Consider the following 14,121-nt stretch of genomic DNA (forward strand, 5'->3'; position numbering starts at 1 on the left):
CAATCACCGATAAACTATCGGCAATTGGCTGTATAAAGGTGTTTTGATCCCTGTCTCAATAACGGGGGTCAGTCCCATATATGAGAGCAGTTTTTTTATCGTTAAAAGAAAAGCGATTGTTTGTGATTTTGAGGAGTGGACAAGGCTTGCTGAAAAATACCACATAATTTTTCCACGCCTTCAGATAGCGCTTTTTCATTCACATAAGAAAAGCTGAGGCGGATATAGTTTTGCTTCGGCTCCCCAGGATAGCACACAGAGCCAGGCAGAAAGGTGATTTGCTGTTTGCGTGCCTCATGCAGCAGTGCACGTGTATCAACCCAGGAAGGAAAGCTAAGCCATAAATTGAGCCCACCCTGAGGAATTTGCCACGTCACATCTTTTGGTGCATGCTTCGTTAACACATCTATCATTAAATCACGTCTCACCTTCAAGGCGGTTCGCAGCTTTTTTGTATGATCAATCATTTTCTTTGAAGTCAGAAATGGCAGAATGGCTTTTTGTGTGAGAAGAGGGCTGCCTAAATCATTATTGGCCTTTGCAGCTAATAAACGATTAAATATCGAGCCTGAAGCAGTAATAATCCCAATTCTGCATCCTGGAGCAAGTGTTTTACTTAAACCGCGTAAATAAATGACATGTCCATCATGATCCAGACTTTTAATAGGTGCAGGCGGCTTCTTTTCGAAATATAGCTCACGATAAGGATCATCCTCTACAATGAGACAATCAATACTTTGAGCCAGTAAGAGAAGTTGTTTTCTGCGTTTCATTGACATACTTGCGCCTGTCGGACTGTGAAAAGTAGGAATCGTGTAGATGAGCTTTGGTTTATACTTATCACAAATGCTTTGAAGCTGCTTCATGTTCATTCCTTCATGATCAACAGGGACTGTAATAATTCTTGCCCCTCTACCCATAAAGACATCAATGGCGCCTGGATAGGTTGGTGCTTCCATGACAACTACATCATCAGGACCGATAAACGCACGTGCGACCAAATCAAGCCCTTGCTGAGAACCACTAGTTACAAGGATATTCTCAGGAGTAGAAGGCACATCCAACTTTTCTAAAAAAGACTGAATGACTTGCCGAAGCTGAAGATCCCCTTGAATTTCCCCATACTTAGACATGATTTGAGGATGTCTGGCTAGGACATGCTGCATTTCCTTTTCTAAATACCGGTTTGGCAAAAGCCCTGGATCGATCATAGAGGAAGAAAGGTTGATCGCTTCTTCAACATAGTGATACTGAGCAAATTGAGATCGTGGTAAATAATCCGGAATGGATAACTGCCAGTCAAAAGAGGTAGATGACGGAACCGGAACATCTGACTGCTTTTGCAGCTCATCCACAAACGTTCCTTTTCCTTGCACAGTCGTTAAATATCCGTCGTTCTTCAGCCGAGTGTATGCCTTTGCTGCCGTGACAAGACTCACATTCAGCTGCTTTGCCAAATCACGCACAGTTGGCAGCTTATCTCCCTGTTGAAGCAAACCCGATTGGATATGATCAATGATTGAAAAGTAAATCTGATTTGAAAGCGATGTATCAGAATGTCGATGGATATCAATATGCATGAGAAACCTCCATTGAGTGCAAAATTGTTATACATGAATTTGAATTGTTATAGTTGTATTATAGCATGTAAATGACACTTCAAAGAAAGAATGACATATTTTTAGCAGGTAATCGTTTATATACAAGGGTTTAAGCTTTTTTTTCGGCTGATTGAATTGTTATACTATTCTCTTTATTGTTATACTGTCTCGCTTGTATGATAAAAGGGTAAATCAATCGAATTGACAAATGGGAGGAAACTATTGTGAGCAATAAGGGAACTGAACGAGTGAAACGTGGAATGGCAGAAATGCAAAAGGGTGGCGTCATTATGGATGTCGTCAATGCTGAACAGGCGAAGATTGCAGAAGAAGCAGGTGCGGTGGCAGTTATGGCACTAGAACGTGTACCAGCTGATATCCGTGCAGCCGGCGGTGTTGCCCGTATGGCAGACCCAAGAATCGTAGAAGAAGTACAAAATGCAGTAACGATTCCAGTCATGGCAAAAGCACGTATCGGCCATATCGTCGAGGCTCGTGTTCTTGAAGCACTTGGTGTTGATTATATTGATGAGAGTGAAGTGCTGACGCCCGCAGATGAGGAGTTCCATTTAAATAAAAATGAATACACAGTACCTTTCGTTTGTGGTTGCCGTGATTTAGGTGAAGCAACCCGTCGTATTGCAGAAGGCGCTTCTATGCTTCGTACAAAAGGAGAGCCTGGGACAGGCAACATTGTAGAAGCTGTCCGTCATATGAGAAAGGTCAATGCTCAAATTCGTAAAGTAGCAGCAATAAGTGAAGATGAATTGATGACAGAAGCGAAGAACCTAGGAGCACCGTATGAATTATTGCTTCAAATCAAAAAAGACGGCAAGCTCCCAGTTGTTAACTTTGCAGCGGGAGGCGTTGCGACACCAGCCGATGCTGCGTTAATGATGCAGCTTGGAGCAGACGGTGTATTTGTTGGATCTGGTATTTTTAAATCAGACAATCCAGCGAAATTTGCAAAAGCCATTGTTGAAGCAACGACTCACTTCACAGATTACCGTCTCATTGCAGAACTTTCAAAAGAGCTTGGAACAGCCATGAAAGGAATTGAAATCTCAAATCTACTGCCAGAAGAGCGTATGCAAGAGCGTGGCTGGTAATTAAGGGAGCGGCAAACGAACATGCTAACAATTGGTGTACTAGGGCTTCAAGGAGCCGTGAGAGAGCATATTCAATCGATTGAAGCCTGTGGCGCAGAAGGGAAGATCATCAAACGAGCAGAAGAGCTAGCATCTGTTGACGGTCTTATTATTCCTGGTGGAGAAAGTACGACGATGAGAAGACTTATGGATACGTACCAATTCATTGAACCGATCAAATCGTTCGCTGCAGAAGGGAAACCGATTTTCGGAACATGTGCCGGCTTGATTATGCTGGCAACGCATATAGAAGATCGAGACGATGCGCATCTTGGACTGTTACATGTATCTGTTGCACGGAATTCATTTGGCAGACAGGTAGACAGCTTTGAAGCAGATTTAGAAGTAAAAGGACTGGATGCGCCGTTTACGGGAGTGTTCATCCGTGCGCCTCATATTATCAGCGCAGATGAGAGCGTAGACATCATGGCCGAATATGATGGCAGGATTGTGATGGCGAAGGAAAACAATATCTTAGGCTGTTCTTTTCATCCAGAGCTGACAGACGACCACCGGTTAACACAGCTGTTTGTTGAAATGGTGAAGTCCTATAAAACGAAGCTCGCTGTATAAAACGGTTGAAAAGAGATAAAACTTATAGTACATTAAAATCACAATCAAAGATCGAAAAAGCGTTGACGGGAAATAGTAAGAAGCCCCTCTTTCTCAGAGAGCCGATGGTTGGTGCGAATCGGTGAAAGATGCAGTCTGAATCCATCCTTGAGCGAAATGCTGAAACACGAAAAGTAAGCATTTACGGTGATACCGTTACAGAGGAAAGAGGAAAGCATGCTTCTGCATGTTTTCAATCAGGGTGGCAACGCGAGAGCTCTCGTCCCTTTCATGGGATGAGGGCTCTTTTTATTTTTCGATAAAAAAAGGAGTGTTACACATGCTGGATATTAAACAACTGCGCACGGACTTTGATCAAATCAAAGGAAAATTAGCACACCGAGGCGAAGATTTAGCAGATTTTGATAAGTTTGGTGAGCTGGATCAAAAAAGAAGAGAACTAATCGGAAAAACAGAAATATTAAAGAGCCGAAGAAATGAAGTATCACAGCAAGTGGCTGTTCTAAAAAGAGAAAAGAAAGACGCCGATCACATTATTCAAGAAATGCGTGAGGTAGGAGATGAGATTAAGAAGCTGGATGATGAGCTAAGAACAGTAGAAGAAAGCTTGCAGCACATCTTATTCTCTATTCCGAATATCCCTCATGACACTGTACCCGTTGGAGAAACAGAAGATGACAACGTGGAAGTGAGAAAATGGGGCGAACAGCCTGCATTCTCATTTGAGCCAAAGCCACATTGGGACGTAGCGGATGAACTAAACATTCTCGATTTTGAACGTGCAGGAAAAGTCACAGGAAGCCGTTTCGTTTTTTATAAAGGGCTTGGCGCACGCTTAGAGCGCGCACTATACAACTTTATGCTCGATTTGCACGTAGATGAGTTTGGTTTTACTGAAGTGCTTCCACCTTACATGGTCAATAGAGCAAGCATGACAGGGACTGGACAGCTTCCAAAATTCGAAGAGGATGCCTTTAAAATCCGTGAAGAAGATTATTTCCTGATTCCAACAGCTGAAGTACCTATTACCAACATGCACCGTGATGAAATTCTTGAAGGGGAACAGCTGCCAATCAATTATGCAGCATTCAGTGCTTGCTTTAGATCAGAGGCTGGATCTGCCGGCAGAGATACACGCGGACTTATCCGTCAGCATCAATTTAATAAGGTAGAGCTTGTGAAATTTGTAAGACCTGAAGATTCTTATGAAGAATTAGAGAAACTAACAAACCAAGCAGAAAAAGTCCTTCAGCTATTAAACCTGCCATACCGTGTCATGAGCATGTGTACCGGAGATTTAGGCTTCACGGCTGCGAAGAAATACGACATCGAAGTATGGATTCCGAGTCAAGATACGTATCGTGAAATTTCTTCTTGCAGTAACTTCGAAGCGTTCCAAGCAAGACGTGCAAACATTCGATTCCGTCCAGAGCCTAAAGCAAAGCCAGAACATGTGCACACATTAAATGGATCTGGTTTAGCAGTAGGAAGAACCGTGGCGGCCATTTTAGAAAACTATCAACAAGAGGACGGTACTGTGATTATTCCTGAAGTACTGCGTCCTTATATGGGGAATAAAGAAGTAATTAAATAAGATGCCGCTATGGCATCTTATTTCTTTTTCCCAAAAGTCCTACAGTTTTCCTAAATTTAGCCGATAGAAATACTAAAAGCTTCTTGGAAAGAAGGAATAACCTTGAATAGGCTTGACTATTATGTTGAAATGGCTCAATTAGTTAGGAAAGTTCTAGATGAAAGTATCCTTTTCGGCATCACTGATACAGAGAAGGTGCTTTGTTACTATCCGTCTAACACAATAGATTTTGGCATGAAGGTTGGGGACCCATTGAACCCAGAAGACCAAAACGTGGCGACGACATTAAGAGGACAAGAATATGACGGTCATTTACCAGAGTCTTTATATGGTTATGAAATTGCAGTAAAAGGTTACCCGATCTTTGATGAAAATAGAAAAGTAATTGGCTCTTTTTTAGTGGCATTTTCACATCATCGTGAAAAGAAACTAAGTGGTTATATGGAGCATATCAATGATGTAGCGAAAGAACTTCAAAGTGGAATCGAGCAAATTGCTGCGCATTCACAAGAGCTGGCAGCCACAAGTTTAGAAATAAGCGAACAGGCAGGAAGAGCGGAAGAGAAATCCGCAAATATTGAAGAAGTCGTCAAAACCATTGGCGGGATTGCTAGACAAACCAACTTGCTAGGCTTAAATGCTGCAATTGAAGCAGCAAGAGCAGGTGAGAATGGAAAAGGATTTGCTGTCGTAGCTGATGAAGTTCGTAAATTATCAGATGGCTCAAAGGAAGCGGCTGAAACCATTAATACCTTCTTAAAAGAGATCCAAGACAGCATTGGCACTTTGTCTGAAAACATCTCACAAATCAGCAGCTCAACAAATGAACAAGCCAAACAAGTGACAGACTTTACGAAAATTATCGAATCATTAAATGAGTTTAAAGAAGAGATGAATCATTTTATTGAAGAGATTAGACAGGATACAAAATAGATCAAGAGCAGCCGTCGATGGCTGCTTTTTTATGGGCAGATTCTCATGCCAAAATAACTTATTGAAATTTTTTTCGAAAAGATGTTGACTTGAAATAAATCGATATGGTATATTAATTCTTGTCGATACGGAGGAATACCCAAGTCCGGCTGAAGGGATCGGTCTTGAAAACCGACAGGGGTGTCAAAGCCCGCGGGGGTTCGAATCCCTCTTCCTCCGCCATATTGATTTTTTACCTTAGTTGAATTGAAACGCAAGCATAAAAATTGGAATTGTCAAACCGCTGCATTCGCGAAATGCAGCGGTTTTTTTTATTTTGTTTTAGAGCGATTTTTTTGAATAACAGAAGCTATTTCATGAAGAATGGGCTCAAGTGAGCTTTCATCATGAAGTAAGTCGTAATCTTCAATGTTAATTTTAATCACTGGACATAAATCGAATTGTTCGATCCATTCCGTGTATCGCATGTACATTTCCTCCCAATAGGCTCGATCCGTTTGAGTTTCCATCTCTCTGCCGCGTTCCTCAATACGATGTAAAATATGATCTAAATCTCCGTGTAAATAGATAAGAACATCAGGGTGAGGGAAATAAGGTGTCATCACCATCGCATCGAATAGACTCGTATACGTTTCATAATCTACTTCAGACATCGTACCTTTGTCCGCATGCATTTTTGCGAAAATGCCCGTGTCCTCATAAATTGAACGATCTTGCACATATCCTCCACCAGATTCAAAAATCCGCTTTTGCTCCTTAAAACGCTCAGCTAGGAAATAAACCTGTAAATGGAAGCTCCATCTTTGGAAATCTGAATAAAAGGGCTCTAAGTATGGGTTATCATCTACTTTTTCAAGAGAGGTTTGAAAGCCGAGCTTGTCCGCTATTGTTTTAGTCATAGTTGATTTTCCGACACCAACAGTCCCGGCGATTGTGATCACTGCATCCTTTGGTATTTCGATATTGTTCATAGCACTTGCTCCTTTATGTTCTGTACAATTTGCTGGTAATCTTGCTGTGAGGAAACGAAGTCTGTATGATCTCCTTCAATTGTAATGATAGGAAGCCCTGGGTCAGTCTGTTTTAAATGTTCAATGGCCAGCTCATAATCTTCAATGAGTGTTTTTAAATAAGCCGGGGCAATGTCTTCTTCAAAAGAGCGTCCTCTCATCTGTATTCTTTCAAGTAAGGTAGGAAGGCTCGCTTTTATATAGATGATGGCATTTGGTTTAGGAAGATCATCTGTTAGCAGGTGATAGATCTTTCTGTATTTGTCCATGTGCTTTTTTGATAATGTTCTTTCTGCAAATATCATATTTTTATAGACATGATAATCAGTGACAATCGGCTGCTGTTGATTCACATAGGTTTCTTGAATAGATTCTAATTGTTTGAACCGATTGCATAAAAAGAACATTTCAAGCTGAAAGCTCCATTGTTCCATATCTTCATAAAATTTATCTAAGAATGGATTTTCTTCTACAATCTCTTTTACTAAAGGAAATTGAAATTCCTTCGCAAGCATTGTAGCCAAAGTTGTTTTTCCGGCTCCAATCGGGCCTTCCACTGCAATAAAAGGGGCAGGATACATAGGCGTTCTCCTCTATCTATAAAGTTGTCAAACCAATGTATATTGTACCATACCCCTTCCGAGAGATAGAGCGAACGGATTACGATGTCGTTCTTTTTTCAATATTAAATTGATCTGATAATAAGAGCCAATTTTGAGGAAAGGATAGACCTAATTTCCAATAAGCAATTCCGTTCAAGTTTAACTCTTTGATGAGGTTGAACTTTGCTTGAATTGATCTAGCATCTTCGAACCATACCTCATGCTCTTTATTATTGGCATCTGTATAACGAAAATAAGGTGCTTGTGCTGTTTCGTCATATAGAATGGAGGCATTATTATTTCTAGCAATCGCAATCGCTTGTTGGGGACTGACAGCTTTAGCAATCGGACCGCCTTGAATGTAAGGAAGCGTCCAATCATAGCCGTATAAGTTCTGGCCCATAACAATTTTATTAGCTGGAATAACGGTCAGTGCATATTCAATGACTTGGCGGACAGGTCCAATGGGAGAGACTGCTTGCGCAGGGCCGCCGCTGTATCCCCATTCGTAGGTCATTAATACAACATGATCGACGATCTTCCCAATGGCTTCATAGTCATGAGCTTCATACCATTTCCCCTTTTGCTGACTACTGGTTTTAGGGGCAAGTGCAACAGATATTGTCCATCCTTCTTGATGGAAGCGGGTTGTTGCCTCTCTTAAAAATTGAATGTAGGCATCTTTATCAGCGGGACGTAAATATTCAAAATCAAAATGGATTTCTTTTAATTGATACTTTTTTGCAACACGAACGATTTCATTTAAAAATGTGGCTTTGACAGATTGGTTATTCAAAAGAATTTGCCCAAGTTCATCACTGAATTTATCATTCTCTAGGTTAGTCACCACCATGGATAAAACGGTTCTGCTCTGAGCGGCTATTTGAGGTAGCTGATCTAACGGTGGTTCTTTCAGTGTTCCATCTCTTTGCGCTTGAAAACTAAAGGCGCCTAAATGCGTTAAATATGGAGAGGCCTCTCTAGCTGCTTGTTTTAAGTTTTCACTGACTTGATTTCCTCGTGGTTCAATGTAAGCATTCGAATTAATGTTCCTTTTAGGTCTTTGAGGAATATAGAGCAAGAAGCGAATAGGAAGTATCGCTTCAGGCCGTATTCTATTCACACGTGCCAACTCTTCCACTGAAATTTGAAATCGTCTTCCAATTTGATAAAGTGTGTCATTTTGTTTGACCTCATAAAATTGTCCTCTAATTGGAATGACAATTGTTTGTCCAATGACGAGTTGATTTGGTGTTTCAATATCGTTAGTACGGATGATTTCATTGACTGTTGTTTTAAAACGCATGGCAATTTCGTTTAAAGTATCTCCTCTTTTGACAACATAAATTTGAATAGTCAACGCCCCCTTTGTTATTGCTAACAATTTATGAGGGTTATGGATAAATCATGTTTGATTTTCATTCGTGATCTCTTTAGCAGTGGTGATTTTTGCTAGTAGAACGTTCTCCATCATCGTTAAAGCATATTCGTTGTCTCTATTGTCATTTGATGCGATACAATCTTTAGGTACAATTAAGTTGTATTCTCGCATGTATGCGTCATTTGCAGTGAACAGAACGCAAATGTTTCCTGCAATTCCGGTCAAAATGATGTCGTGTACACCTAATTCATTTAAGAGTGTCTCTAATGCAGTTCCATAGAAGGCAGAATGCTTCGGTTTAATTAAGAAGTAATCATCTTTAGATGGTGCCATTCTCTCTAAAATAAGGGCGCTTCTTTCGTTCTTGCATGTTTCCATCACAGCTTGAATATCAGCCTTCCAGAGACCATAGTGGTCGTTGATATAGATGATCGGCCAATTTTCCTTGAAAGCATGATCTTTAAGAGCTAAAATCTTATTGGTCATTTGCTCTGTTTTATCAGCGAGCACATGTCCCATTTCAAAATCAAAATTATTAATCATGTCGATAATAAGCAGTGCCTTTTGGTGCTTTTGCAAAGTAAGACCCCCTTTAAAAGATTGTGCTAATATGTTAACCTCAATATCCTTTTAAAAAACATGAAAAGAGAGCCGTGCTATGACGAGAGATGAACAGTTTATGCAAGAAGCTATTTCTGAAGCCTTAAAAGCAGAACAAATAGGAGAAGTACCAATCGGTGCCATCATCGTTTTAGATGACCAAATTGTGAGCCGTGCTCATAATTTAAGGGAAACAGAGCAGCGTTCAATTGCACATGCAGAATTACTTGCTATTGATGAAGCGTGTAAAACGACTGGAAGCTGGCGTTTAGAAGATGCTGTACTTTATGTGACGCTTGAACCATGCCCTATGTGTGCGGGAGCGATTGTCCTTTCTAGAGTGAAAAAGGTCGTTTTCGGTGCATACGATCCAAAAGGTGGATGTGCAGGTACTTTAATGAATTTACTGGATGATGAACGGTTCAATCATCAGTCTGAAGTCATTGGTGGTGTACTTGAAAATGAGTGTGGTGAGCTGTTAAGTCAGTTCTTCCGAAATCTCCGTCAGCGAAAGAAACAAGCTAAAAGTAAATGAATGGATGTCGTTTGCAATTTCGACTATAAGAAGGTATACTTATGTCTGCGTCACTAACAATTTAATATTTATTTTGCCGTGCTAAGCGGGGAGGTAGCGGTGCCCTGTACTCGCAATCCGCTCTAGCGAGGCCGAATCCCTTCTCAAGGTTCGTTTACTTCAAGGTCTGCCTTAAATAAGTGGTGTTGACGTCTGGGTCCTGCGCAATGGGAATTCATGAACCATGTCAGGTCCGGAAGGAAGCAGCATTAAGTGAAACCTCTCATGTGCCGCAGGGTTGCCTGGGCCGAGCTAACTGTTTAAGTAACGCTTGGGGTAGCGAATCGACAGAAGGTGCACGGTAAATCAATATTAAATGTAACTCATCTAGGTAATCTAGGTGAGTTTTTTGTTGCTGTTTAAAGAATAGTTCAGCTGCTTTTTTTATACAAATAGTCAAAAAATCTTTTTGAGTCTTTTTGTTTTTTATTAATCACAATGGGAACTAGTGTTCTTAGTGGCGTGGCAGATCAATTCGAAAATCTAGAAAACAGGTTTTTGATTCACAGAAAGTAGAAAATCTATAGTTGAAATCATCATTTTCGTTTATTAGAAAATAAAGGTGTGCTTTTGAATTGATCGGTGCATCATGTATAATAAAAAAGATGATAAATGGAGGAGGGCGTATTTGTGAGTTATCAAGCTTTGTATCGAGTGTTCAGACCTCAAGTTTTTGAGGATGTTGTTGGACAAGAACACATCACAAAAACGTTGCAAAATGCCCTTTTGCAGAAGAAGTTTTCTCATGCTTACTTATTTTCAGGTCCTAGAGGAACAGGTAAAACAAGTGCTGCTAAAATCTTTGCGAAGGCAGTGAACTGTGAAAAGTCACCTGTGAGTGAACCTTGTAATGAATGTGATGCCTGTAAAGGGATTACAAACGGCTCGATTTCAGATGTGATCGAAATAGATGCTGCCTCAAACAACGGCGTAGATGAAATCCGTGATATACGTGATAAAGTGAAGTTTGCACCTTCGGCGGTTACATATAAGGTTTATATTATAGATGAAGTACATATGCTCTCTATCGGGGCGTTTAATGCCCTTCTTAAAACGTTAGAGGAGCCGCCCGCTCATTGTATCTTTATTTTGGCTACCACAGAGCCTCATAAGATTCCTCTTACCATCATATCTCGTTGTCAGAGATTTGATTTTAAACGAATTACGACAAAAGATATTGTTGGAAGAATGCAGAAAATTGTAGATGCAGAAAGCCTAAATGTACAAGAGGGCTCGCTCGAGATTATCGCTAGTGCAGCTGATGGTGGTATGCGTGATGCACTAAGCCTCTTAGATCAAGCCATTTCATTTAGTGGTGAGCAACTGACAATTGATGATGCGCTGCTCATTACAGGAGCTGTTTCTCAGCAATTCATTAGTCAGCTAGCCGAAGCAATTTTTGATCAAAATATTGCCGTGGCGTTAGATACCTTAAATGAATTACTTCAGCAGGGGAAAGATGCTGCTAAATTAATCGAGGACATGATTTTTTATTTTAGAGATATGCTGCTTTATAAAACAGCACCAGATTTGGAAGGGGTCCTTGAAAAGGTAAAGGTCGATGAAAATTTCGTGACGCTTTCGGATCGTGTGACACCTCAGTTTCTATATGAAACAATTGAAGTGCTGAATAAAAGTCACCAAGAAATGAAATGGACGAATCATCCGAGGATTTTCTTTGAGGTAGCTGTTGTTAAGCTATGTCAGTCAACGGCTGGAATACCGCAAGCTCATGCTAACGCTGATTTAACGACACTAACGGATAAAATAGACAGGTTGGAACAGGAGCTATCTAGGATAAGAGCTGAGGGTGTGCCAATGTCTCATTCTCATCATCCTCAAGAAAAAAAGGAAGCACCTCGACCACAAACGAGTAACAAAAATGGATACCGTGCACCTGTCGGCCGAATTCACGAGATTCTAAAAGAAGCAAAACGTCCAGAGTTAGAAAAAATTAAAGGCAAATGGGGAGAACTCCTTGCCCACTTGAAACAGCAGAATAAGGTGTCTCACGCTGCACTATTAACGGACAGTGAACCAGTTGCTGCTGCTACTCATGCCTTTGTTTTAAAATTCAAGTTTGAAATACATTGTAAAATGGTTGCTGAAGATAAAAGTGGTGTTCGAACCAACCTTGAGCAGCTATTAGAGTCTATGTTAGGTAAAAGAGTGGAATTAGTTGGCGTTCCTGACGCTCAATGGGGTAAAATAAGAGAAGAATTTTTAAGAGATCATCAGCCGGATGAACAGGCAGATGGTCAGGGGACTTCTGCTGAAGAAGATCTGTTGATTGCAGAAGCTAAGAAGTTAGTAGGAACCGATTTAATTGAAATTAAAGATTAATAAAAATGAAAGAGAGTGGTGTTCATATGCGCGGTGGAATGGGAAATATGCAAAAAATGATGAAACAAATGCAAAAAATGCAAAAGGATATGGCTAAGGCTCAAGAAGAGCTTGCAGAAAAAGTCCTTGAAGGTACAGCAGGTGGCGGTATGGTCACTGTAAAAGTAAATGGACAAAAAGAAGTTGTCGATGTAGCAATCAATGAAGAAGTTGTTGATCCAGAAGATATCGATATGCTTCAAGATCTTGTACTTGCAGCAACAAACGACGCATTGAAAAAAGTGGATGAGTTAACAAATGAAACAATGGGTCAATTCACAAAAGGAATGAACATGCCAGGTTTATTCTAGGAGGAATAACTGAAGATGCAATATCCTGAACCAATATCAAAGCTGATTGACAGCTTTATGAAATTGCCAGGAATCGGACCAAAAACTGCGGTCCGTCTGGCTTTTTTTGTTCTTAGTATGCAGGAAGATGTCGTACTAGATTTCGCGAAGGCGCTTGTTAACGCAAAGCGTAATTTAACTTATTGCTCGGTATGCGGCCATATCACAGATCAAGATCCTTGCTATATTTGTGAAGATACAAGAAGAGATCAATCTGTTATCTGTGTAGTGCAAGATCCAAAAGATGTGATCGCAATGGAAAAGATGAAAGAATACAACGGCTTATATCATGTGCTTCATGGTGCCATTTCGCCGATGGATGGCATTGGCCCAGAGGATATTAAAATTCCTGACCTGTTAAAAAGATTGCAAGACGATCAAGTGACAGAGGTAATACTTGCAACCAATCCAAACATTGAAGGAGAGGCTACAGCCATGTATATCTCTAGATTGTTGAAACCATCAGGAATTAAACTCTCTCGTATTGCTCACGGACTACCAGTAGGTGGAGATTTAGAGTATGCGGATGAAGTCACACTGTCTAAAGCTCTAGAGGGCAGACGTGAGATGTAGGAAGGAGAAGTACGGTACATGGGTTTTCTTCGCAGAAAATCAATTCGAAAAGAATTCGATGAGAAATTAATTCAACAGCTTTTTAAGCAAAAGGAAGAATGGAACAGACAAAAAAAGCTTGTCGCAAATAGCGTTGAGCCTTCACCGGACATTCTATTCGAATTAAAGCTTGCTCAAGCGAAGTACTTTTTCTATCTAAGAGAAGCGAAAAAGAGGAATTTACGTTTAAACAACTGGAGATAGCAGGTCTATTTTATATAGTCCTCTCATATGCTTGTACTATTCTTATGAAGAGGAGATGAGAGGATTATGGAACCTGTTATTGTGATCGGATCAATTTTGCTAGCTGTGCTATTGTTGTTTATGTCAGGTGTTCAAGCGAACCCCTTCAAATGGTTAGGGCTGATCGGAGTTAAGTTTGTGGCAGGTGCTCTTTTTTTATTTTGCCTCAATCTATTTGGTGAGAGTCTAGGATTACATGTTTCTATTAACCCTGTAACAAGTGGAATCAGTGGTTTATTGGGCATCCCAGGCGTAGCAGCGTTAGTCGTAATTGAAAAATTTATTATTTAATGAAAAATATTGTTGACTTTGATCCTGTATGGTGGTAAATTAATATACGTCGCTGATGACGAAGAAACGAAAAAACATGATAACAAAAAAGTTGTTGACATTAACAATTTAAATATGGTATGATGTTCTAGTCGCTTCTGAAGCGGTAAGCAAGTTCTTTGAAAACTAAACAAGACAAAACGTACCTGTTAATTCGAGTTTTTATAAAAAAATCCTATGAAATATCA

At 40.3% G+C, this 14,121-nt stretch carries 14 protein-coding genes, 1 tRNA gene, 1 other RNA gene, 1 pseudogene and 1 other annotated feature; of the genes and pseudogenes, 12 read left to right on the forward strand and 5 right to left on the reverse strand.

Features of this window, described 5'->3' with window-relative positions; translation table 11 throughout:
- Positions 1 to 101: 101 nt before the first annotated feature.
- Complete coding sequence (pdxR, locus tag SB660_RS18565; protein WP_180309738.1) at positions 102 to 1,580, reverse strand: MocR-like pyridoxine biosynthesis transcription factor PdxR; 1,479 nt, start codon at positions 1,578 to 1,580, stop codon at positions 102 to 104.
- A gap of 245 nt (positions 1,581 to 1,825) precedes the next feature.
- Between pdxR and pdxS the strand changes: the two genes are divergently transcribed.
- The 5 genes and pseudogenes from pdxS (at position 1,826) to SB660_RS18590 (ending at position 6,071) form a co-directional block, all read left to right on the forward strand.
- Positions 1,826 to 2,710 carry a pyridoxal 5'-phosphate synthase lyase subunit PdxS gene (gene pdxS / locus SB660_RS18570; protein WP_180309737.1) on the forward strand — a complete coding sequence of 295 codons (885 nt, stop codon included), beginning with the start codon at positions 1,826 to 1,828 and terminating at the stop codon, positions 2,708 to 2,710.
- A gap of 21 nt (positions 2,711 to 2,731) precedes the next feature.
- Complete coding sequence (pdxT, locus tag SB660_RS18575) at positions 2,732 to 3,322, forward strand: pyridoxal 5'-phosphate synthase glutaminase subunit PdxT (RefSeq protein WP_058015905.1); 591 nt, start codon at positions 2,732 to 2,734, stop codon at positions 3,320 to 3,322.
- A 53-nt stretch (positions 3,323 to 3,375) separates the two neighbouring features.
- Positions 3,376 to 3,592 (forward strand) — a binding site (T-box leader).
- A 49-nt stretch (positions 3,593 to 3,641) separates the two neighbouring features.
- Complete coding sequence (gene serS, locus SB660_RS18580) at positions 3,642 to 4,916, forward strand: serine--tRNA ligase (RefSeq protein ID WP_410583700.1); 1,275 nt, start codon at positions 3,642 to 3,644, stop codon at positions 4,914 to 4,916.
- A gap of 597 nt (positions 4,917 to 5,513) precedes the next feature.
- A pseudogene (locus SB660_RS18585) lies at positions 5,514 to 5,849 on the forward strand (methyl-accepting chemotaxis protein); the annotation flags it as partial.
- 129 nt (positions 5,850 to 5,978) lie between these two features.
- Positions 5,979 to 6,071 (forward strand) — tRNA-Ser (locus SB660_RS18590).
- Positions 6,072 to 6,160: 89 nt separating this feature from the next.
- Here the strand turns inward: SB660_RS18590 and SB660_RS18595 are convergent.
- From SB660_RS18595 to SB660_RS18610, 4 genes are all read right to left on the reverse strand, one after another.
- A complete protein-coding gene (locus SB660_RS18595) occupies positions 6,161 to 6,820 on the reverse strand; it encodes a deoxynucleoside kinase (protein WP_180309736.1) in 660 nt (219 codons plus the stop codon).
- Positions 6,817 to 7,440: a deoxynucleoside kinase gene (locus tag SB660_RS18600; RefSeq protein ID WP_180309735.1), complete on the reverse strand. Its 624-nt coding sequence runs from the start codon at positions 7,438 to 7,440 to the stop codon at positions 6,817 to 6,819. The genes SB660_RS18595 and SB660_RS18600 overlap by 4 nt, the downstream gene beginning before the upstream one ends.
- A 79-nt stretch (positions 7,441 to 7,519) precedes the next feature.
- Positions 7,520 to 8,767, reverse strand: a complete 1,248-nt coding sequence (locus SB660_RS18605) for a glycoside hydrolase family 18 protein (RefSeq protein WP_257474674.1) — start codon at positions 8,765 to 8,767, stop codon at positions 7,520 to 7,522.
- A gap of 99 nt (positions 8,768 to 8,866) precedes the next feature.
- Entirely contained in the window at positions 8,867 to 9,421 is a 555-nt protein-coding gene (locus tag SB660_RS18610; protein WP_081042373.1) for a cysteine hydrolase family protein, read from the reverse strand.
- 79 nt (positions 9,422 to 9,500) lie between these two features.
- Between SB660_RS18610 and tadA the strand changes: the two genes are divergently transcribed.
- From tadA to SB660_RS18645, 7 genes are all read left to right on the forward strand, one after another.
- Complete coding sequence (gene tadA / locus SB660_RS18615; protein WP_058015899.1) at positions 9,501 to 9,977, forward strand: tRNA adenosine(34) deaminase TadA; 477 nt, start codon at positions 9,501 to 9,503, stop codon at positions 9,975 to 9,977.
- A 76-nt stretch (positions 9,978 to 10,053) separates the two neighbouring features.
- An RNA gene (gene ffs / locus SB660_RS18620) (signal recognition particle sRNA large type) lies at positions 10,054 to 10,318 on the forward strand.
- 328 nt (positions 10,319 to 10,646) lie between these two features.
- Positions 10,647 to 12,359, forward strand: coding sequence for a DNA polymerase III subunit gamma/tau (gene dnaX, locus SB660_RS18625; protein WP_410583703.1), 1,713 nt, complete (start codon positions 10,647 to 10,649; stop codon positions 12,357 to 12,359).
- A 26-nt stretch (positions 12,360 to 12,385) separates the two neighbouring features.
- On the forward strand, positions 12,386 to 12,709 hold the full coding sequence (locus tag SB660_RS18630) for a YbaB/EbfC family nucleoid-associated protein (protein WP_008342011.1): 324 nt from the start codon (positions 12,386 to 12,388) through the stop codon (positions 12,707 to 12,709).
- A 15-nt stretch (positions 12,710 to 12,724) separates the two neighbouring features.
- Positions 12,725 to 13,321, forward strand: coding sequence for a recombination protein RecR (gene recR, locus SB660_RS18635; RefSeq protein ID WP_003218094.1), 597 nt, complete (start codon positions 12,725 to 12,727; stop codon positions 13,319 to 13,321).
- Positions 13,322 to 13,339: 18 nt separating this feature from the next.
- Positions 13,340 to 13,564: a YaaL family protein gene (locus tag SB660_RS18640; RefSeq protein ID WP_003218088.1), complete on the forward strand. Its 225-nt coding sequence runs from the start codon at positions 13,340 to 13,342 to the stop codon at positions 13,562 to 13,564.
- 66 nt (positions 13,565 to 13,630) lie between these two features.
- The gene (locus SB660_RS18645) at positions 13,631 to 13,894 is read left to right on the forward strand and encodes a pro-sigmaK processing inhibitor BofA family protein (protein WP_008342006.1); all 264 of its coding nucleotides are present in this window, start codon (positions 13,631 to 13,633) and stop codon (positions 13,892 to 13,894) included.
- Positions 13,895 to 14,121 lie beyond the last annotated feature (227 nt).

This window comes from Bacillus sp. SIMBA_005, from assembly GCF_046535585.1.
In the GTDB taxonomy this organism is placed as follows: domain Bacteria; phylum Bacillota; class Bacilli; order Bacillales; family Bacillaceae; genus Bacillus; species Bacillus pumilus.

What these genes read in the sequence shown, in the direction of transcription:
- pdxT (WP_058015905.1), top strand. Translation starts at nt 2,732, where the DNA reads ATGCTAACAATTGGTGTACTAGGGCTTCAAGGAGCCGTGAGAGAGCAT.
- SB660_RS18595 (WP_180309736.1), bottom strand. Translation starts at nt 6,820, where the DNA reads ATGAACAATATCGAAATACCAAAGGATGCAGTGATCACAATCGCCGGG.
- SB660_RS18630 (WP_008342011.1), top strand. Translation starts at nt 12,386, where the DNA reads ATGCGCGGTGGAATGGGAAATATGCAAAAAATGATGAAACAAATGCAA.
- SB660_RS18600 (WP_180309735.1), bottom strand. Translation starts at nt 7,440, where the DNA reads ATGTATCCTGCCCCTTTTATTGCAGTGGAAGGCCCGATTGGAGCCGGA.
- serS (WP_410583700.1), top strand. Translation starts at nt 3,642, where the DNA reads ATGCTGGATATTAAACAACTGCGCACGGACTTTGATCAAATCAAAGGA.
- tadA (WP_058015899.1), top strand. Translation starts at nt 9,501, where the DNA reads ATGACGAGAGATGAACAGTTTATGCAAGAAGCTATTTCTGAAGCCTTA.
- SB660_RS18605 (WP_257474674.1), bottom strand. Translation starts at nt 8,767, where the DNA reads ATGCGTTTTAAAACAACAGTCAATGAAATCATCCGTACTAACGATATT.
- SB660_RS18645 (WP_008342006.1), top strand. Translation starts at nt 13,631, where the DNA reads ATGGAACCTGTTATTGTGATCGGATCAATTTTGCTAGCTGTGCTATTG.
- pdxR (WP_180309738.1), bottom strand. Translation starts at nt 1,580, where the DNA reads ATGCATATTGATATCCATCGACATTCTGATACATCGCTTTCAAATCAG.
- recR (WP_003218094.1), top strand. Translation starts at nt 12,725, where the DNA reads ATGCAATATCCTGAACCAATATCAAAGCTGATTGACAGCTTTATGAAA.
- SB660_RS18640 (WP_003218088.1), top strand. Translation starts at nt 13,340, where the DNA reads ATGGGTTTTCTTCGCAGAAAATCAATTCGAAAAGAATTCGATGAGAAA.